Origin of the sequence: Pandoraea oxalativorans, assembly GCF_000972785.3 — a bacterium.
Lineage (GTDB): Bacteria > Pseudomonadota > Gammaproteobacteria > Burkholderiales > Burkholderiaceae > Pandoraea > Pandoraea oxalativorans.
Genome location: NZ_CP011253.3, coordinates 144594 through 164775, shown reverse-complemented (window position 1 = coordinate 164775; position 20182 = coordinate 144594). Strand labels below are relative to the sequence as shown.

General features: G+C 63.8%; 20 protein-coding genes, 1 tRNA gene and 1 pseudogene. All 22 read right to left on the bottom strand.

Translation table 11 applies throughout. The features are described 5' to 3' along the window. Positions 1–29: 29 nt before the first annotated feature. On the bottom strand, positions 30–2135 hold the full coding sequence (locus tag MB84_RS00710; protein WP_046290367.1) for an EscV/YscV/HrcV family type III secretion system export apparatus protein: 2106 nt from the start codon (positions 2133–2135) through the stop codon (positions 30–32). Further along, positions 2135–3280, bottom strand: coding sequence for an HrpJ domain-containing protein (locus tag MB84_RS00705; RefSeq protein WP_046290366.1), 1146 nt, complete (start codon positions 3278–3280; stop codon positions 2135–2137). The genes MB84_RS00710 and MB84_RS00705 overlap by 1 nt, the downstream gene beginning before the upstream one ends. Beyond that, on the bottom strand, positions 3267–5339 hold the full coding sequence (gene sctC / locus MB84_RS00700) for a type III secretion system outer membrane ring subunit SctC (RefSeq protein ID WP_052652822.1): 2073 nt from the start codon (positions 5337–5339) through the stop codon (positions 3267–3269). Before sctC ends, MB84_RS00705 begins: the two co-directional genes overlap by 14 nt. Beyond that, positions 5336–6127 (bottom strand): helix-turn-helix domain-containing protein, encoded by a 792-nt coding sequence (locus tag MB84_RS30680; RefSeq protein ID WP_211279330.1) that lies wholly within the window; start codon positions 6125–6127, stop codon positions 5336–5338. The genes sctC and MB84_RS30680 overlap by 4 nt, the downstream gene beginning before the upstream one ends. Before the next feature lie 73 nt (positions 6128–6200). Next, complete coding sequence (locus tag MB84_RS00690; RefSeq protein ID WP_046290365.1) at positions 6201–6485, bottom strand: hypothetical protein; 285 nt, start codon at positions 6483–6485, stop codon at positions 6201–6203. Continuing rightward, positions 6472–7212 carry a hypothetical protein gene (locus MB84_RS00685; RefSeq protein ID WP_046290364.1) on the bottom strand — a complete coding sequence of 247 codons (741 nt, stop codon included), beginning with the start codon at positions 7210–7212 and terminating at the stop codon, positions 6472–6474. The genes MB84_RS00690 and MB84_RS00685 overlap by 14 nt, the downstream gene beginning before the upstream one ends. Before the next feature lie 10 nt (positions 7213–7222). Beyond that, positions 7223–7837 carry a type III secretion apparatus protein OrgA/MxiK gene (locus MB84_RS00680; RefSeq protein ID WP_065225736.1) on the bottom strand — a complete coding sequence of 205 codons (615 nt, stop codon included), beginning with the start codon at positions 7835–7837 and terminating at the stop codon, positions 7223–7225. After that, the gene (locus MB84_RS00675; protein WP_046290362.1) at positions 7834–8586 is read right to left on the bottom strand and encodes an EscJ/YscJ/HrcJ family type III secretion inner membrane ring protein; all 753 of its coding nucleotides are present in this window, start codon (positions 8584–8586) and stop codon (positions 7834–7836) included. Before MB84_RS00675 ends, MB84_RS00680 begins: the two co-directional genes overlap by 4 nt. Continuing rightward, positions 8586–8888, bottom strand: coding sequence for a type III secretion system inner rod subunit SctI (gene sctI, locus MB84_RS00670; protein WP_046290361.1), 303 nt, complete (start codon positions 8886–8888; stop codon positions 8586–8588). The genes MB84_RS00675 and sctI overlap by 1 nt, the downstream gene beginning before the upstream one ends. Positions 8889–8941: 53 nt before the next feature. After that, on the bottom strand, positions 8942–9196 hold the full coding sequence (sctF, locus tag MB84_RS00665; protein ID WP_046290360.1) for a type III secretion system needle filament subunit SctF: 255 nt from the start codon (positions 9194–9196) through the stop codon (positions 8942–8944). A 30-nt stretch (positions 9197–9226) separates the two neighbouring features. Then, positions 9227–10438, bottom strand: a complete 1212-nt coding sequence (locus tag MB84_RS00660) for a PrgH/EprH family type III secretion apparatus protein (RefSeq protein WP_046290359.1) — start codon at positions 10436–10438, stop codon at positions 9227–9229. 173 nt (positions 10439–10611) lie between these two features. Beyond that, a complete protein-coding gene (locus tag MB84_RS00655; RefSeq protein ID WP_046290358.1) occupies positions 10612–11349 on the bottom strand; it encodes a tetratricopeptide repeat protein in 738 nt (245 codons plus the stop codon). Positions 11350–11465: 116 nt separating this feature from the next. Continuing rightward, positions 11466–11888 carry a DsrE family protein gene (locus MB84_RS00650; RefSeq protein WP_084009977.1) on the bottom strand — a complete coding sequence of 141 codons (423 nt, stop codon included), beginning with the start codon at positions 11886–11888 and terminating at the stop codon, positions 11466–11468. Positions 11889–11977: 89 nt separating this feature from the next. Further along, positions 11978–12388, bottom strand: a complete 411-nt coding sequence (locus MB84_RS00645) for a hypothetical protein (RefSeq protein WP_157122598.1) — start codon at positions 12386–12388, stop codon at positions 11978–11980. A gap of 164 nt (positions 12389–12552) precedes the next feature. Next, entirely contained in the window at positions 12553–12993 is a 441-nt protein-coding gene (gene queD / locus MB84_RS00640) for a 6-carboxytetrahydropterin synthase QueD (protein ID WP_411829204.1), read from the bottom strand. A gap of 12 nt (positions 12994–13005) precedes the next feature. Beyond that, entirely contained in the window at positions 13006–13641 is a 636-nt protein-coding gene (gene queE / locus MB84_RS00635) for a 7-carboxy-7-deazaguanine synthase (RefSeq protein WP_046290355.1), read from the bottom strand. Positions 13642–13667: 26 nt separating this feature from the next. Then, complete coding sequence (queC, locus tag MB84_RS00630) at positions 13668–14408, bottom strand: 7-cyano-7-deazaguanine synthase QueC (RefSeq protein WP_046290354.1); 741 nt, start codon at positions 14406–14408, stop codon at positions 13668–13670. Positions 14409–14700: 292 nt separating this feature from the next. Continuing rightward, positions 14701–14776: transfer RNA gene (locus MB84_RS00625), tRNA-Phe, on the bottom strand. A gap of 112 nt (positions 14777–14888) precedes the next feature. Further along, positions 14889–15629 carry a response regulator gene (locus tag MB84_RS00620; protein WP_046290353.1) on the bottom strand — a complete coding sequence of 247 codons (741 nt, stop codon included), beginning with the start codon at positions 15627–15629 and terminating at the stop codon, positions 14889–14891. Further along, complete coding sequence (locus MB84_RS00615) at positions 15630–17921, bottom strand: sensor histidine kinase (RefSeq protein WP_281192322.1); 2292 nt, start codon at positions 17919–17921, stop codon at positions 15630–15632. It abuts the gene before it with no gap. A gap of 319 nt (positions 17922–18240) precedes the next feature. Continuing rightward, positions 18241–18837, bottom strand: a pseudogene (locus tag MB84_RS00610) (DUF4390 domain-containing protein); the annotation flags it as partial. After that, positions 18834–20168, bottom strand: coding sequence for a 16S rRNA (cytosine(967)-C(5))-methyltransferase RsmB (gene rsmB / locus MB84_RS00605; RefSeq protein WP_046290351.1), 1335 nt, complete (start codon positions 20166–20168; stop codon positions 18834–18836). The pseudogene MB84_RS00610 and the gene rsmB, both read right to left, overlap by 4 nt. Positions 20169–20182 lie beyond the last annotated feature (14 nt).

Genomic DNA, 20182 nt, shown 5'->3' with positions numbered 1-20182 from the left:
TGTTTGCGTCATGGGGGTCATCGGCATGCTCAGATCGTGCTGATGACGTTGACGGACACGCCGTCGACCAGCTCGCCGAACGACAACACTTCCAGATCGCGAAAGCGCGTTTCCGCCAGCTTCTTCACAAAGCGCCGCACGTCGACCGACGCGAGCAGCACCAGGTCTTTGTGGGGCCGCCCGGACGCGTCGAGCGCGAGTGCGACACGGTCGAGCAGCGCCTCGGCGTCCTTCGGGTCCATATTGACGAACGCGCCACCGGCCGTCTGCCGGATCGAGCGGCGCACACTCTCCTCGATCTCGGCGGAGAGCATGACGACGCGCAGCTCACCGCTGCGCAGGAACTTGTTGCAGATATAGCGGCCCAGCGCGCCGCGCACGTGCTCGACGAGATTCAGCACATCCTTCTCACGCGGAGCCCACATGGCAAGCACTTCCATCACGAGCTTCATGTTGCGCACGGAGATCCGCTCCATGACCAGACGTTGCAGAATCTCCGAGACACGCTGCAATGCCACGTGCCGCAGTACTTCCTTGACCAGATCCGGGTAATGCTGCTCGACCAGATCGAGCATCTTCTTCGTCTCCTGAATGCCGAAGAATTCGTTCACGTGTCGCGTGAGCAGGACGGCCATGCCCTGATACAGTTCATCGGCGGGCGGGTGCGTGAGATGTCGCATGGCGGCGAGCGCCTCGCCCTGCGCAGGCGTCACCCACGCGCAGCGGCCGCGCTCGGGACCGGAGAACACCGGTTCGTATTGCAGCGCCGCGATTTCGCCGGTATAGGCGTCCACGCGCACGCGGTCGTAGAAGATGACGAACTCGTCGGCGCGCACTTCGTTGATGTAGACAGCGGCGCGCGATTCGCCGAGCGACGACGAGCCCTGCAAGAGGATCTCCGGCAGATGCACGCCGAAGTCGGTGAAGAACTGGCTGCGGACCCGCTCCGTAAAACCCGCCGCTTCGAACGACGGCAGTACCGCCGACGGAATCACGATGGCCAGCGGCGCCGTCGACGGCGCGACACTGTCGAGGTTGTCGATCGACATGAGCGAGCTATCCGCTTTCGCATTGGCACGCGCCTTGCCGGGCTTGCCCGCTTTGCCTGCGGGGCCATCGCCCGGCTTGCCGCTCTTGCCGGCCTTTGCCGCGTCGCCCGAATGCACGGCCGCAACGGCGTCCGGCTTTGCGAAGTAACAGGCCAGCGCCAGCAGACAAGCCAGCAGGGAAAATGTCGGAAACGGAAAGCCCGGCAGCGTGCCGATGATCAGCGTGAGGAGCGCCGTCGCACCGAGCACGAAGCGGTTGCCCATCAACTGGCTGACGATGGTGCGTCCCATGTTGTCGGCTTCGCCGTTCACACGCGTCACGACGAAACCCGCCGACACCGAGATGAGCAGCGCCGGAATCTGCGCGACGAGACCGTCGCCGATGGTCAGCGTGGTGTAGGTCTCCAGTGCGCCACCCAACTCCATGCCGCGCTGCGTCATGCCCACGATAATGCCGCCGATCAGATTGACGAAGATGATGACGATGCCGGCGATCGCGTCGCCCTTGACGAACTTCATCGCCCCGTCGAACGATCCGTACAACTGACTCTCGCGCTCCAGCACACTGCGACGCTCGCGGGCACCGTCGTTATCGAGGGTGCCCGCCTTCACGTCGGCGTTGATACTCATCTGCTTTCCCGGCATGCCGTCGAGCGAAAAACGTGCGGCGACTTCGGCCACGCGCTCGGAGCCCTTCGCGATCACGATGAACTGCACGATAGTCACGATGGCAAACACCACGAACCCCACCGCCAGACTGTCGCCGATAACGAACTGCCCGAATGAATCGATGATTTTTCCCGCGTCGGCATCGATGAGAATCAAACGCGTGGTGCTGATCGACAACGCTAGCCGAAACAACGTCGTGATGAGCAGCATCGAAGGGAACGACGAGAAGTTCAGAATCCGCTCGATGTGAAACGCGCCGAGGAAAAGCAACACGGAAATCGCGATGTTCACGCCGATGAGAAAGTCGACAAGATAGGTCGGCAATGGAATCACCAGCATGGCGATCACGCACGACATCAGAATCAGAATGACGACCTCGGGACGACCCCGCAGTTCGCTCAGCAACGCTGCGGGCATTACGCGCTCCGGCGATGTCGCGACACAGGGTCGAACGCGCGGTCGCTGCGCTCGCGGCGGTAAGCCGCATCGGCGAGTTCGCGCAGTCCGTCGAGCAGCACGTCGCGCGCTTGCTGGGTCTGTAACGGTTCGCCTGGCAAGTCGCAGCAAGCCCGGTACAGCAGTCCGATCAGTCGGCCATGCGCGCCGTTGTCCTGCAACAATGCGGCGGGGCCCGCGACGGCGCTCATGCATTCGTCGAGCGCACGAGGGTCGGTCAGGATCGCGAGCACGAAATGCAGCCAGTCTTCTTCGTTGGCGTTGAAGGGTTGGGCAAACGGACTGGTGCTGACCCGTTGCACGAACGTGCGCTCGCACGAACGCAGGCGCTTCAGGACGTTAAGGCGCTGCGTCGGTGCAAGGGCTTCCGCTTCCGTGCTGCTCGGGTCGAGCGAGCGCATGTCGTCGACAAATGTCTCTTCGATGAAATTGAGCACCTGCTCGCGTCGCGTATAGCCGAATCGGGAAATCCACGACTGGTAGATATCGATGTCGGGCGTCTCGGCGTCGTTGATCAGAAACTCACGATAGGCCGCGCGCAACATACGCGGCCCGAACTCGAGCGGCATCTGTTTTGCACTCAGGCGTGCCTTGATCGCGCAATGAATGCCCGCCTTTCGCTCGCGGACTTCCTTGCGAGGCGCATCCTGCGCAAGCTGAATCGCTTCGGTCAGTGCCTGCTGTTGTGCGCTGCCGAGCGATTCGCGCTGCGTGTCGAGCGCCTGAAGCGCAAGCCATCGGTCGGTGACGTCGTCGAAAGCGTCCTTCAGCAGTCGGTTCAACCCTTCGGCCGAGACCCACGACGCACCGAGAATCGCCAGGATCTTGTTCGGCGCGTCCTCTTCGAGGATGTAGTCGTAGCTCTGCGCCATGCCGCGATTCTCTTCCTTGCGCATCGTGCGCAGGCGGAACTGCGCCATGACGGACGACATCTCGTCTGCCGACTCCACTGTCTTTCGGATATCGGCGACCGGGCCGCCTGAGAGAATCCGCGGAGGGCCGTCGTCATCGTCGTGCGAGCGCGCCGCCCGTTGCCGCCCCTGCGACGTGGCGGAGGTCTGCGAGATTGACGACGACAACGGTCGAATGGCATCAAGACTGGCCACGGTCGGCTCCCATGTCAAGGATGACGGACTCGTCGCGCATGTGCTGCTCGGCGCTTGCATCCGTCGGGGGTTGGGAAGGAGATGCGCCCGACGCTTCGCGTCCTTCGTCGGCTTGGGCTGCCCGGGCCGGATCGAGCCCGGTCGTTGCGCGAACGTCCTTCGACACCCCGTCGACGGGATAAGGCAACGTCACCACGGTGTCGCCCGCGATATCGCTGGCGTCGCGCTGGAGCGGACCGTCGATCTCGCGCGGTTGAATCAGGAAAACGCGCACGTCGTTGTTCTGTGCGGTACTCGTATAGCGAAAAGCGCGGCCGATCCACGGAATGTCGCCGAGCAGCGGAATCTTCCGCTCGACGGTGTCTCCGCTGTCCCGCGTATAGCCGCCGATGAGCAGGCTTTTACCCTGTGGCACACGCGCAATGGTGCTGATGCGCGTGCGCGATACCGTCGGCAGCACGGTGTACTTGCTCTCGGCATCGCCCTGCTTGCTGGGCGCACTCGTGCCGTCTTCGATGTTGAGCGTCATTTCGATTTCGTCGCCCCCGGCAAAGCGCGGCCAGACGCTGATCATCGTCCCGTAGGTCACGCTGCGAAGGTCCGTGGTGCGCTCCCCTTCGAGCGGCACGTAGAACGTCTGGCTACCGTCGAACATCGCGGGGATGTTTTCCTGCGTCAGGATCACGGGACGCGACACCACGCTCGCCAGTCCACGCGAGGCAATCGCCTGAATCTTCGCCAGAAAGCGCACGCCGTCGAGCGTACTGACCGGTGCCGTCGCGTTGAGCAGCAAGCCCACACGAGACCCGATGGAGACCCCGCCCGACCAGTCCACACCCAGCGAATCGAGCGCCTCCTTGCGCACATCGATGATCCAGAGCGACAACTCGATATGGCGACGCGGCGCGTCGAGGCGCGAGACAAGTCGCTCGATGCGCTCGACCTGTTCGGCCGTGCCGCGCACCAGCAGGCCGTTACCCGCCGGATACGCCTGCACGATGAGCTGGCCGCGCCCGCCCTCGCCAATGCTGCCGGGGCGCGTCGGCGGCAGGAGCGGCGGCGCGACGTTGAGCGTTGCGGGCGGGGAAGGGGTGTCGGCTTTGGGCCCCGGCGGCAATAGCGGTGCGGGAACGCCCCGTGTGTCCTGCGGCGAGAGGGGTAGCTGCGTCGACGGTCGTTGCAGGCTGCCCAGACCACCCGCGCCGCCCCGAGCGGTCTCCACCAGTTCCTTGATTACGGACTCCATCCCGGGGATCACGATCTTCTCGTCGCGCATCTGATAGGTGCGATCGGACACGAAGCCGTTTTCCATGCGCACCACGCCGATCCGGTCGGGTCCGGCCGCCGGGATGTCGTTGACCGTCGTGCGATCGATCGAGCGCGATGCTGCGAGCACGAGATCGACGAAGACCGGTGGGCCGGAAACGTAGAACACCTTGCGACTCGCCTCGCCGCGTACCGGATAGCGTCGGTCGTAAAGCCCGGCACTGCGCAGATACGACACGAGATCGGAAAGATTCGTGTGCGTCATAGAGACGGTTGCATTGCGGATCTCGGACGCGTCGTAGATGAAGATCGACTGCCCGTCGTGATACCAGATAAGACCCAGTCGGTTTGCCATCGATTCCAGCAGCACACGGGCGTTGTTCATGTCGAAGTCGCCGGAAATCTGCTTCTTCGCCGCCAGATTGCTGACGATGACCGGACGGCCGAGATACGGCGACAGCGCGGCGAAGAACACACGCAGATTGTCGTTGCGTGCCACGTAACCACCCGATGCGCCGTCCCCCTGCCCCGCCTGCGTCGGCACGGCAGCGGCGGCTTGCACCGTCTGCATCGCATCGACCGTCTGGTCCCGCTTGGGCGCACGCTCGCGTCCGGGCTCCTGCGCCTGCGGTAGCGCCTGCGCTTGCGGCTCGATCACGGCCGAGGGCGCCGACGCCGGCGAAGCGCCATCGAGCGCGCCCGCCGAGGACAACGCCATCGCCCACGAGGCGACGGCAACGTTCGAAGCGCCTGCGGCGAGCATCGCGCAGACGACGTAGTGCATCTTCTTCATCGGGCCAACGTTCGCAACGCGCCGGCGGCACTGGTCGGCGACATCCCGATCAGTTCCTTGATCTCCGTGGAGAAATGCGACGACGACGCATACCCGTTGCGCAGCGCGATTTCCGTGAAGCTGTCGTTCCCCTGCGCGACTTCAAGCATCGAGCGCGCCATGCGCCAGTCGCGCAACGCGATCTTGGCGGATTCCCCCAACGCGCCCCGGCACAGTCGCCGGAAGTGCGAGTACGACACGCCGTATTTCGTGCACATGTGACGCAACGTGCCACCGGCGGGTGCGCGCGTCAGCAAAAAGCGGATCAGGTCGTACGATTCGCAACGGCGCAGCACGTCGAGCATCGTGCGAAAACCCTCGCCCGGTGCAGCCATCTGACCCAGGAACCACAGCTCGCACTGCCGACGGTCGGCCCACGGCGCTTCGACCGGCACCCGATGTAGCGCGGGCACGGCGCAGCGACGGTAGTGGTCGTCCGAGTCGTTGCCCATCGCGTGCGCTTCGTCCATGAACGCCAGCAGCTTGACCAGCACGTTGCAGTGCAACCTCTGGTAGTGCAGCGGGCCGCCTCTGACCAGCAGCGTGCCTTTGCCGTGCATCAGCAAGCCGCAATACCCGGGACTCAGCTCCAGTCGCGTCGGCCCCACGTTGCCGCTCGGCTGCAGCTCCAGCAGCAGGCTTCGGGTGGACGGCGGCGAACACACGAACCACACGCCCCCGCATGCCAGCGCGTGCGATTGGTTTTCGCACAGCGCCTGCGCTTCTTCCATGATCTTCATGTTTCTCATCGACCACCTCGCTTCCCGTCGAAGCCCGACGGTTCTTCCGTTTCACTATTGCGTGGCAAGCGCCGCCGGCGCATCACACGTCGCCAATTTCCTCGGCCTGCTCCTGACTTGCGTCGAACGACGCCAGCCATAGCTGACGCACGAACAACTTCCGCCAGCTGTTGGGCAAGCCTTTATCCTTGTTGTCCTCATGCGTGCCGACATCGGGCGACGGCGCATCGATGTCCGACACAAGCGGCTGCCCCGGCGACGCCCCTCGCATGCCGCGTATGCGCTCAGCAAGCGACATCGGTATCGGCTCGTTGCCGACGTCTGCGGACATCGGTGAGATCGTCGAGACGCCTTCAACGGTGTTCATCGTCGTCTCCTGTCGCATCGAAGCGCCCTGTAGCCGGGGCGATTGCGGGGCGCTGGACCGCATCGAAGTCGAGGCCCGTGTTCACTGTCCGCTCCGTCTGAGCCAGGTCCGTCGACAGCGCTGCGACGCGCTCACCGAGCGACCTGAGCGCGGGCGCCAGCATCGCGTGCAGGTCCGCCGTCGATGCGTTCGGGTCGATGTCCAGCGCCGCCTCAGCCCGCGCGACGTAGTCATGCGGGTCGTACTCGATCACGGTGCTTCCCCGGTGCACGCAGATGCGCTCGTCGGTCGCCCTGAATTCGAGCTTGACCGGTGCATGGCACGCCGCTTCCATCCGCGTGCGAATGTCGTCGCGACGCGGCTTGAGAAGCACGGGCAACACAATCGTCACGGGTACGTCGGACGGCACGCCTGCGAAGGCGCGCAGCGCGTCGTCGAGCGCGGCAAGCAGTGCTTCGGGATGGCGCGACGCGCACGCCAGCAAGCCGCGCACCTGTTCGATCATTTCGCCGCGCCAGCGCAGGCACATCTGCTCGGTGCGCATGAGATGCGCCACCACGTCTTCGAGCGCCATGGCCATGCCGTCGCGATACCCGGCGTGCATCGCACGCGAGCGTTGCACCTCCGTCGTGCGTTGCGTCTGGGCGACACGCCGCTTCGCCCAACGACGAATGTCGTCGTCGACGCGCTCGGTCCGGATTCCGCGCGCCAACTCGTCGCGGCTCACGACGACACCGTCAATGACGCGTGTCCGGGGGGGAATGGGGATGCTTCTTGGCATATTGCAGAGCCGTCACGAAAAGTCGCACGTCGCGCGCGTCGGGCATGTCGGCGGCGCAAGAATCGAGGGGGGGAAACAGCAATGGCAAACGCTGACGAAGCGGTTCGCGAAGCGATGCGCTCAACGCCATGAGCCGCACAAAGCCTTCGCCCAGCAATTCGCTGTGCGACGGCGGTGCCGCCACGGCGGACGGCACCGCATCGAGCACCGGCAACCGGGCGTACGCATAGGCCCATCGGGGTAATCCGAGCAGCGCAGCACGACGACACAGACTCGCCTTGTGCACCTGACATCCCATCAGATAGGCCACTTGCGGCAACAATCGCCAGTTGAGTACCCAGGGTCGCTCGACGATGCCGATCTGATCGAACGGCCAGTGCCTGTCGAGACGAAATCCGGCGATGAGCATTTCGTTGATTACGGCCCGCTGACGCGGCGACGCGAACCGCACCGGATAGCTAAAGCGCACCGGATGGACGTACGACACCGGGTCGAACATCATCGTCCTCCAGCTCACGGCAATCGGCCTCGTCGACTCGTGCAGGTCGGGTGTCGGGTACAAGGCCATCATCGGCCCTCCGACACTTGCAGCGTGACGTCACTGCGTCCCGGCCACCTTACGCGCGCCTTCAGCGCCGCAGCGAGCACCGCGCAAGCCAGCATGCCGACCACCAGAAGCGGCCAGAGCGGGCGGCCTTCGTTCGTTCGCTTCTCGACGGGCAACGACGGACCCGCACTGAGCGAGACCGGCTGCCGCGAGAGCACGACGGAGATGTTCTCGTAGCGCACATCGTCGAAACTGTTCTTGAGAAATCGTCGGATATCGTTGATCAGCGCCGTCGCATCGACCTCGTTCCGATACACGACGACAGCAGAGATATGTGGACTGGACACCGGTGTATTGCCTGCCTGCGCATCGACGTCATAACTCACATGTACGCGTGCCGCGAGCACGCCGCTCATCAGTCGGACGGACTGCTCCAGCCGCTGCTCGATCGCGGAGTACAGACGCGCCCGCTCGGCGCGCGGCGACGCCACGAGCGAATCGGGCGGGAACATCTGTGCGATTTCCATACGGGGACGCGACGGCAAGTCGTACGTCTTGAGCCAGTCCACCGCTTGCGGAAAATCGGCGGCGTCGACCGAAATCGAATAGCCCGCCTTTCCCGCGTCGGTCTTCTGCGTCGCGATGTCGTGACGCAGCAGCACGGCGGCCACTTCATTGGCCTGCTGCTGGTCGAGCGCGCTAAGCAGCGTCTCGGCTTTACGGCATCCCGTGAGCGCCAGCACAGCGACGAGGAGAAAGACGTAGCGCCGCATTACCGAAGCAATGCCTCGACGGCTGCGACCGATTTGCGCGCGAGCGAACTCGCCATGCCGACATCGATGCCGTACACGGCCAGCCGATTCTGCAAGTCCATCGCGCTCTCCGGTTTACTCGGGTCGAAACGCGACGCCGCCGCCGCGATGCCTGCACGGTCTGCTTCGAAATCGGCAGACAGATTGGCCACCGCGTTCATGAAACGCGACTCCAGTGTCTGGCCTGCGGCGGGATCGGTCGCGGACACCGAGACGTCGGGGTCCGACGACCGGACCGATAACAGCGAAGGATCGAATAGCATGACAACCTCGTTCGATATGTCGGTGAACGCACGCGCGTTCGATGGCGCGTGCCTCAGTACTTGGAGATGATCCCTTGCGTCGTGTCCTTCAGTGTCTTGACGGTACCGGACTGCGCTGCACGCATCGTCGTGTAGGCGGCCATGGCCGCCTGGAATTTGGCCATACCCTCCGATTCGGTCGGCTCGTTTTTGATCAGCGCGATCGCCTCGTCCATGCGCTTCTTCAATTCCGATGTCGATCCGTTGAATTCCTTCGACAACTGCTCGAGGTAAGTCAGCTCCTCGCCGTTCACTTCCGGAGTGCTCATAATCACGGTTTTCAAAGCTCCTGTGCGGCATCACTGCCGGTTGATAAATCGCCACTGATGCGGCCCGTCTTTCACATAAGCGGCCGGACCGTACGCGTACGATTGCTTTGCCGTCCAGTCGTCGCGCAAATCGACGTTGAAGTGCACCAGACGCTTGCCCCACCGCTTCTCGAAGGTCTGCATGAAGCCATAAAGACGGCGCAGCTGGACATCGTCGAGTTCCGTGCTGATGTGGAACGTCACGCCTTCCGGGGTATCGGTGCGCAGGAACGGGACCATCTGACGCTTGAGCGCGTCCTCGGCCTCGCCGTTTGCTTCGGTTTCGTCATGCAGCGTGACGTTCACGCGATGGGCATAGGGAATGCGCTCCAGCAGCGCCTGGCGGAACTGCGCCATCTCGACGTCGGACAGCCCCTTCTGCTTGCGATTGATCCATAGCTCCGGCACGGCCGGGTCATCGAGCGAGAGCTTGAAATACAGCACCTCGGTGCGCGATGTATCGATCCACTGCGTGATGCGCGCGTTCTCTTCGTCGAGTGCGACGAGCAGCAGCTTTTCCCGCTTCATGACCTCTGCGCCGAGCGCGCGCGCCAATGCGTTCCGCGCATCGCCGTCTTCCGTAAGCACGTAGAGATGACCGTCGTTGCCGGGCAGCACGGTGGCGCGACCGCCGAGCGATTCGAGATATTCCGACACGCTCTGCGCCTGACGTTGCGGCTCCGAGCGCCAGTAGAAGAACGCGCTTGCGACGAGCAGCACGACGACAGCGCATGACCAGAACGCCTGCTGCCAGCGGCGGCGCACGCGCGCCGGGCTCACCTCGTCGTCGGGCCGCGCCTGAGCGCACAAGCTGCGCTGTACCTCGTCGGACCACGCTGCGTCGACACGCTTCACACCCACGCGAACATCGCCGATGCGGGCGATCTGCGAGGCGTCGATGGCGACTTCCGCACCGGCACCTTCGTTGAGCACGCGCACGAACAGTCCCTCGCGTCCGGCGTCGTCGACCAGCACTTCGAAGTTGTCGCCGCCTTCGCCGTCCATCGGCACATAGATGGCGTTGGGCGGCATTTCCGTCTGCCAGCCGCGATCGAAAGCGGGATCGCTGGGGCCAATGACGAAGAGCGTCACCCCGGGCGGCAGCGCGAACTCGCAGCCGCGCATCGGGCCAGTCAGCAGACGTAGCACCGCCCCGTGGGGGATGTCGTCGATCTCGTCGGGTCGGAGGTCTGATTCCATCATCTCTTAGCGAGCGGGCGATACCGGACCGTCAGTCGACGTCGGCGGTGTTCGTCGTTCGCGCTCCTCAACAATGAATTCGTTGAGGCTGAGAATACCGATCCGGCATCAGCGATTCATGATGGGATTCTTCGCATCCGGGAGATGCGTGATCAGAACTTCGGAAATCCGCTGCGTTATCGCGCGGCTGGCGAGGGCTGAGCGCCCGATGGGCGTTGCGCGCGTTCGCGATTCATGGCGTCGAGCTTGCCTTGTGCGGCGACGTCGCCCTGTGCAGCGGCCTTCTCGTACCAAAGGCGTGCGCGCTCCGGATCGGGCGTCACGACGCCGTAGCCGCGCTCGTAATAGCTCGCCACGATGTACTGCGACGGCAGGTCGCCGCCGCGCGCGGCTTTTTCGTACCAGGTAAAGGCGGTCTTGTAGTCTTTGGGCACGCCCCGCCCGATGAAGTACTCGTTGGCAATAGCCGCCTGCGCCTGCACATGGCCCTGCTTCGCGGCTTTCTCGTACCAGAGGTTGGCTTGAGGAATCGATTTGTTCACGACGTAGCCGTCGTCGAACATCTTGCCGTAGACGTATTGCGCCTGCGTCATGCCCGCGTTGGCCGCCCGTTCCAGCCATTGCACAGCCCCATTGGGATCGGCCGTCACCCCCTCGCCGTTGAGCAGCATCATCGCGTAATCGAACTGCGCAAGGCGGTTGCCCTGTTCGGCGGCGCGACGAAATGCGTCGAGCGCTTGCGTCTGCTGGCCCGCTTCGTACTGATGCACGGCCTGATCGGTGAGGGCTTGCGCAGGCGCCTGTGCGGCAGCGACCGCGTAGGGGACCGGGGCGCACGCAACGCCTGCAAGCACGACGACAGCACCGGTAAACACGCGGCGCAGGGCGAACGACGTCGGGACGGCACGGGTCATGGCACACCTCCGGGAACGGACGTACGCCTATTGTGCGCCAAACAAAAAGCCCCGGCTCGAACCGGGGCTTCGGGGTGAGATCGCGCTCGCGCTATCGCACTCAGGCGCTCAGGCACTTACGGCTTGATGTAGGCATATCCCTTTTGCTGCAAGCGCGTCAGTTCGACCACGCCGGACGGCGTGAAATCTGCATCCAGCACGAACTGGTCCTTCTTCAGATTGCGCTGCTTGAGCGTGATTTCGCACACCTCGAACTTGACGCCGCGCGCGTGCAGCGCCGAGATCAGCGGCCCGACGGTCGCCGCGTCCTTGTAACTCTCCATCAGGAAATCGACGCCCTGCGAATGCGCGACGACCACGATCTTGCTGTCCGGCACCGTGTCCAGCTGGTTGCGAATGTTGCGCAAGCCCGCGAGTGCCTGATGCTCGGCGTCGTTGATGTGATACACGACCTTGTCTTCCGCAATTGCCGACGTGGCGGACACAGCAAAAACAGTGAACAGGAATGCGGTCAGCAGGCCGCGCAGCAGTGTCTTGATCATGAGAGTCCCCCCTTCGCGATATCGGGTGTTGGCGATTGCCGTTATAGAGGCGAGTTACGTGTAACCAGCCGCATCATAGCGCGATGTCACACGTCGGAGCGCGGATGACCTGCGTCGAGATAGCGGGCGATGGTGGCCCGCTCGTCGTCCAGCGGCGGCGCAGACGGTCTGACACAGTGGCTTCGCCAGGCATCCTCTGCCGAATATGCAGGCGGCGGGCCGGGCGGCAACACCTCGGGCCGTTGGCCGGGCAGCGCATACGGTGGCGGCGGATCGCCGTACGGACGCACGCCGGTGACGTCAGTGCGAAACGCGTCATGTCCGGGGCGAGTCGCATTCGATGTCGACGCAAACGTTGTCGTCACCCTCGACCGGTTCGCCGCCCGATTGAGCGACCCGATGCCGACGTCCGAATTGAGGCGGCGAACCGAATAGAGCTGCACGCCCGTTTCCGGCTCCCGTGCGACGGAATTTGCAGCCGCTGGAATTCTTGCCATAACTCCTCCGAAAAATAAAAAACCCGCCAGACGTTTGATCTGGCGGGTTTCCACTTTCGGTCATGCCTTCACCGACAGCCGTCGCGATTGCGGGTGAAGTATCGGTTCTGTGACATCTCGGGCGTCATCCCAGAGGATCACGGTCGATTCGCGCAAGCCGTGGCTCAGGCGGTCACTTCCGACCAGCAGTTCGGCGTTTCGTACAGACGCAGGCGCACCAGACGCAGGTCGCGACCGTAATGCGCATCGAACACGTGGCTCAGCTTGTCGAACGCGGCTGCGGCAAGGTTCTCGACGGTCGGCACGCGGTCGAACACCACGGTCTTGTGGTCGGGCATCGTCTCGAGGAACGTGCGCACGGCCGTGTCGCCCTCATAGACGAGAAACGCGTGGTCCCAGACAGACACCAGATGCTCGTTGGCGAGCGCCTTCACGTCGGCAAAGTCCATCACCATGCCGTTGTCGGACGCACCGCTCTCGCGGCTCACTTCGCCCGCGAGCGTGATTTCGAGCACGTAGCGATGCCCGTGCAGGTTGCGGCACTGGCTTCGGTGATCGGGAATGCGGTGGCCCGCATCGAATTCGAGTTTCCGGGTAATCGTAATCACAGCAACGGCTCAGGGAATATTCAGGTATTTGTGCGTCTGCATCGACAACGACCAGCGCGGGTGCGACTTGCAATAGTCGATCGCCAGCTTGGTATTCGTGTCCCGCAACGGGCCATCCATCGGTTGCAGATAGAAGTGCGTGAAGTCGAGAGCTTCGTAATCGGCCAGACGCTGACGATCCTGCGGCACCACAACCTTCAGCTCGTCGCCACGCGTGACGATCAGTTCGGCATCGGCCTTCGGGCTCACGCACACCCAGTCGATGCCTTCGGGAATGGCTTGCGTGCCATTGGTTTCCACGGCAATGCGAAAACCCTCGGCATGCAGCGCAGCGATCAGCGGGGCATCGAGCTGAAGCAGTGGCTCGCCGCCGGTGCACACGATGAAGCGGTGCGCGCGATCGTCCTGCGGCCACAGAGCGACGACCTGTGCGACGAGGTCGGCCGGCGTGCGGTACTTGCCACCGTTTTCGCCATCGGTGCCGACGAAGTCCGTATCGCAGAACTGGCAGACGGCGTCGGCACGGTCCTCTTCGCGCCCGGTCCAGAGGTTGCAGCCTGCAAACCGGCAGAACACGGCCGGGCGTCCGGCGTTCGCGCCCTCGCCCTGCAATGTGTAGAAGATTTCCTTTACCGCGTACGTCATGATGCTCTCGATTCGACTATGAAGAATCAGACCGCCTGGCGACCCTGATTCGGGTTATCGCGTGCCCGCCACTGCTCGTAGCCGCGCTGACGCAACTGACACGCCGGGCATTCGCCACATCCGTAGCCCCAGGGGTGCAGCACGCTGCGCTCGCCCAGATAGCACGTGTGTGTGTCTTCGCGCACGGTCTCGACGAGCACGTCGCCGCCCAGATCCTGCGCCATCTGCCATGTGTCGGCCTTATCGATCCACATCAACGGTGTCTCGACGATGAAGCGCTGGTCCATGCCCAGATTGAGCGCGACCTGAAGCGCCTTCATGGTGTCGTCGCGGCAATCCGGGTAGCCCGAGAAATCCGTCTCGCACATACCGCCGACGAGCACGCGCAAACCGCGGCGATACGCAATGGTCGCACCAATCGTCAGAAACAGCAGATTTCGTCCCGGCACGAAGGTGTTCGGCAGATTGTTCGCCGCCATCGCAATCGTGGTTTCGCGCGTAAGCGAGGTCTCGCTGATCTGACCGAGAATCGACAGGTCGATCATGTGATCGTCGCCCAGTCGCGGCGCCCACTGCGGAAAACGTTCGCGGAGCTTGGCCAGTACGTCGGTGCGGCATTCCAGCTCGACGCTATGGCGCTGGCCGTAATCGAAACCCAGCGTCTCGACGCGCGCGTAGCGCGAGAGCGCCCACGCGAGGCAGGTGGTCGAATCCTGTCCACCGGAGAACAGAACCAGAGCGGAATCGGTGCTTGTCGTCATGATCATGCGCTAGCAGTATCGCCCTTGCCGTCGGAGCATCGAGGCATCGCGACAGCGGGGGCCGGGGCACGCGCTTGCGGCTACCATCGAAGATCGGACCTTTCGGACAGTCGGGACGTACGGACATCGTAGTCTCGAACGTCCCCGGATCTTCCGGGCAACCCGCGTGCGGGAGTTGTCACGCGATTTTGAACCGCGTTGCCCCGCGCAGCTATCGCCGGGCCGTTATACCCATCATCGGGCAGCGTTTTCGGTCAAACGCAAAAAGGGCTTGCGATATGCGCAAGCCCTTCGAATTTGGTGGCCTGGGTCGGAATCGAACCAACGACACGCGGATTTTCAATCCGCTGCTCTACCAACTGAGCTACCGGGCCAAGAGAAAAGCGATTATAGAGAACGAATACGCTTTGTGCAAGCCCTTCCTCTAAAAAAATCTGCAGCGAAGCGGCATGACGGCACCTTTGCACGCGCCACACCGCCGTTCCGTCAGGTCTTGCTCTTGGAAAGTTCGACGCCCAATTGCTTGAGCTTGCGATACAGGTGCGTGCGTTCCAGCCCGGTCTTCTCGGCCACGCGCGTCATGCTGCCGTGTTCCTTGGCCAGATGATAAGCAAAGTAAGCGCGCTCGAAGGCGTCGCGGGCCTCGCGCAGCGGAACGTCGAAAGAGATCTCCGCCGACGTACCTGCACCGGGCACGCCGCTCACGCCGTCGGCATCGCTCACGCCGAGCGGCACGTGATGCGACGCCGTGCCGTTCAGGCCCGTGCCGGCGTGACGCGGCTCGCTCTCGCCGAAGACGCCGGCTTCGAGTGCGTCGTCGTCGCCTTCGAAGGCGCTTGCCGCCCCACCGGACGCTTCGCGCTTGCCACGCGCCAGTCCCTGCTCCACCGCCTGCAACAACTTTTGCAGGGCGATGGGCTTCTCGAGGAAGTTCAGCGCGCCGATCTTCGTCGCCTCGACGGCGGTGTCGATCGTGGCATGTCCGGACATCATGATCACGGGCATGGTCAGCAACTGCTGTGCCGCCCATTCCTTGAGCAAGGTCACGCCGTCGGTATCGGGCATCCAGATATCGAGCAGCACGAGATCGGGCGTGTGTGCGGCACGGAAAGCGCGCGCTTCCTGCGCGTTCTCCGCCACCTCCACGACATGCCCCTCGTCGCTCAGAATCTCCGAGAGCAGCTCCCGGATCCCCATTTCGTCATCCACCACCAAAATGGTTGCCATTTACGCTACCTTCGTGTGTTCTGCCGGCTTGCTGCGCGGCAGTTCCTGGTCGTCAGCCAATTGAGTAAACAAGATCGAAATCTGTGCACCTGCACTGCCTTCGCCCTCGGGTAAAGACCGGTTACGGATGTCGATGCGCGCCTGATGCTCGTCGACGATCTTCTTGACCATCGCCAACCCGAGCCCGGTGCCCTTCGACTTGGTCGTCACGTAGGGTTCGAATGCACGGGTCAGAATGCGCGCCGGGAAGCCCGGTCCATTGTCCGTGATCGTCAGACGCACTGCTGTGCGCTTCGGTTCGCCGGGATGCACATCCGTTCCTGCGTATTCTACTGTCTTCGTTTCCACCGTGATAAGAGGGTTTTCGGTTCCGCCGACCGCATCTTGAGCATTCTGCAGCAGATTATGGATAACCTGCCGCAATTGCGTCGAGTCTCCGCGAATTTCCGGCAGCTCGGCATCGAGGTACGGACGGATCGTGCCGCGCCCTTCATCCACACCGTACAACGTCAGGACCTCGCCAATCAGCTCGTTGAGTTGCAACGGATGCATGATCGCGGGCGGCAGTCGCGCATAGTCGCGGAAATCGTCCACCATGCGCTTCATGGCCGCTACCTGATTGACGATGGTCGTCGCGCCCTTACGCAACACTTCGGCGTCGGCCGGCGGCAGCTTGTCGGACAGCTTCATCTGCAAGCGCTCCGCCGAGAGTTGAATCGGCGTGAGCGGATTCTTGATCTCGTGCGCCAGACGCCGCGCCACTTCGGCCCATGCCACCGAGCGCTGCGCGGAGATCACGTCGCTGATGTCGTCGAACACCACCACGTAGCCGCCGCCTGCGCTGGTCGGCACCCCGGCCACCGCCACCATCGGCTCCGGCAAATGCGAGCCGCGCACCAGCAGCGTCACGCCGTCGGTTTCCCCTGGCAGCGTCAGACCGATCTGCTGCTGCCAGTGCCCGCCCGGACCGAGGTCGGCATTGGCGTCGCGATCCGCGAACGCACGACGCAGCGTTTCACCGAACTCTACCAGCGCCGGAATATGCGCGGGCGAGCGATTCAATTCACCCTGAAAACTCTGCTTGAAGATGCGCTCGGCACCCGCGTTGGCCGTCGTCAGTCGGAAATCCCGATCGAAGACGAACACACCGGCCGTCAGGCTCGACAGAATGGACTCCAGGTGTGCTTTCGAACTTTCCAGCGCGAGCCGGTTGCGCTCCACGGTGGCGCGCGCGTCGGACAACTGACGCGTCATCGCATTGAAGGCCTGCGTGAGGAAACCCAGTTCGTCATTGGTGCGCATTTCCCCCTTGGGCGACAAATCGCCCGCTGCGACTTCCTGCGTGCCGCGTGCGAGCAGGAACAGCGGACGCGCCAGCTGGCTGCCGAGCGCCAGCGCGAGCATCATCGCCACGAACGTCGCGAGGAACAGCGATAGCGTCAGCGTACCGATGTACATCTTGCGAAGGCCCGTGCGTCCCAGCGCCTTCTCCTGATATTCGCGATAAGCGTTCTGCACGGCCTCGGCGCTCTTGGCCAGATTGGCCGGGACCAGTTGGGTGACCTGCAGAAACCGTTCGTCGTCCTGCAGCGCCGACGTGTAACTCGACGGAATGCGGGTCACGACCCGCCAGCGCAACTGATCGTGTCCTTCGTGCCGATCGTAGCCTTCGCTGCCGCCTTCGATAGCTGTGTAGCCACGCGGCTGCGTGCGCGCCTGTCGCAACATCAGCGCCGTGGGCAGATCGGGCACCAGCGCGTTGAAGTTGCCTGAGGCCGAGGCCAGCACGCGACCGTTGCCGTCGACGATGGTCGCGTCCTGCAAGCCGAACTGATCTCGCATGCGCAGCAGCGTGAGCGTGCCGCCCTTCTCGCCGCTCGACGCCAGATTGTCGGCCACCAGTTGTGCCTTCGCACTCAGATCGGACAACCCGTTGTTGAGAATCGCGCGCCCGAGTTCGAGACCGGAATCGAGCGCCGTTTCGACCCGCACGTCGAACCACGATTCGATGCTGCGCGAGACGAATTGCAGCGACACGAGATAGATGATGCCGCCCGGCAGCACGCCCACCAGCGCGAAGAAGATCGCGAGCTTGGCGAGCAGTCGCGTGCCGAAACGTCGCTGACGCAGCCGCACGAGAATGATCCAGACGAGCGCGCCGACGATGAAGACGAAGATGAACGCGACCGCGATATTCGCGGTGTAGAGCAGCGAATAGTAGCGATCGAAGAATTCGGTATTGGCCGACGCGAGCGCAAGCAGGCCGAACAGACCGATGGCGACCAGCGCCATCGTGACGATCAGCGTGCGAATGACGATGTGCTTGAGCAGGCCGCCGCCGTTATTTGACACGGGCAGCTCCGGGCGGGAGGGCCGCGTTGAAGGCCAGTGGCAATTTGCCCGTCGAACGCGAGGCGGCATTCGCGGCGTTCGCAGGACTCGTCGCGTCGGGCGATGCCGTCATCCCCGTCAGGCCGAAGCTCGCAGGCGCAGCGGACGGTACCAGCGTGATCGGCGCCGCTGCGGCGGACGCCGATGTCGACGCGGAAACCGATGCCGCCACGGGCAGCGCCGCCGTGGCCGGTGCGGACAAGCTTGCCGAGGTCGACGGTTGCGCGGGTGTGAACAAGAAGCGCGTCCAGTCCGAACTGAGGTTCCAGTCGCGATTGTTCACCGCATCGATCTGGAACGGCTTGGGCATGAGCGCGTTGTCGAGCCGCATGCGCACCGACACCTGATACTGCGTGCCCGGCTTGGCCACGCCCTTCTCGATCACGCGCCAGCCGCTGACATTGCGTACGAGTGCGAGCGCTTCGCGCAGCGAACCGAAGCCGAGTTGCAGGCCGCCGCTGTTGCTGTTGCCGTTATTGCTGGAGACACGGTACTGACGCGTGAGCGGCTGGAACCACAACCGCACGCTCTGAGACGTGTTCACGACCTTTTCGTCGAACCAGTACCAGCGCGAGCGGGTCAGCTCGAAGTCCGTCGTGAAATAGAGGGAGATGCCGCGATTGACGGCATCTTCGAGACTGCTATTGAGTTCGAAGGCGAAGCGTGCGTCGAGCGACCAGCCGCCGTCCGACGGTTCGAGCCGGGCCTCGCGCACCTGGATTTCGTTTTCGGCGCGCGCGGGTGCCGCGTAGCCGAGCGCAAAAACGCACAGCAGCAGTGGCAGCAGGCAGGCCAGTAGCCGTTGGTAGAAAGTCACCGTTTCTGGAAGCGAGCGTAGTAGAAGCCATCGTGGGCGCCGCCAGGGGTCATCAGCAATTGCCCGGGAGCGTCCAATCGTACCGCATCTGTGCAAACACGTTCAAACCATTGCGCTTGCTGCTCGTTTTCCGCCGGGAAGACGGAGCACGTCGCATAGATCAGTTCGCCGCCCACGGCCAGCGTCTCCCACAGCGCAAGCAGGATCCGGCGCTGCTCTTCGACCAGCGCGGCAATGTCGGCCTCGCGACGCAACCAGCGAATGTCCGGATGGCGGCGCACGATGCCCGCCGCCGAGCACGGCACGTCGGCCAGAATACGGTCGAACGGCACGCCGTCCCATCCCCCGCCGGACCATTTCGACGGATTGCCCGCATCGCCGATGCGCACATCCGCCTCCAGCCCAAGACGTTCGAGGTTCTCGTAGATGCGCGGCACGCGCGTGCGGTCCGATTCGAGCGCCGTGACCTGCACGTCCGCCATTTCCAGGAGGTGGCCGGTCTTGCCGCCAGGGGCTGCGCAGGCGTCCAGCACACGCATGCCCGGCGTCGGATGCTCGCCGAGTACCAGCGGTGCGGCCAGTTGCGCACCGGCATCCTGCACCGAGACCCATCCGTCGGCGAAACCGGGCAGACGATCCACCGGCACCGCCTGCGCCAGACGCAGCGCCCCCGGGCCAATGACTTCGGCCTCCATGCCAGCCTGCGTCAGCGCCTCTTGCATGGCGTCCACGCCGATACGACGCGTGTTCACGCGCAGCGTCATCGGCCCCCGGCCATTGCCAGCGGCCAGCAGCGTCTCCCATTGGTCGGGATAGGCACGACGCACGGTGTCGATCCACCACGCCGGGTAATTCCAGCGCGCTTCGGGTTGCGTCTCGATCTGCGCCATCAACGCAGCGCGCTCACGCAAGAAACGTCGCAGCACTGCGTTGGCCAGCCCCTTCGCCGCCGCCGTACGACGCTGCGCCGCAATGGCTTCGACCGCCTGGTCGACGACCGTGAATTCGGTGTACGCAGCGCCTTCGGCATCGTCTTGCAGCAACGCGAGGGCACACAGCAGGATGTCGCGCACGCGTGCCTGCAAGGCCGGCTTGACGAGCACGGCGAGCAGCGCGCGGCTGCTGCCCAGACGTCGCACGGCACGGTAGGCGAGATCCTGCGTGGCGGCACGCACGGTCGGTGCGCACTGGGCGGTGGCTTGCGTCAGCGCCTGCGGCAATGCGGTCCCCTTCTGGACGGATTCGACGACCTGTGCGGCGCGTTGCAGCACATAGGCCAGGGATTCGGTGGGCAGACTCGGTTGCGGCATGGGCGTTCTACAAACAAACATGCCCGCACGACGGC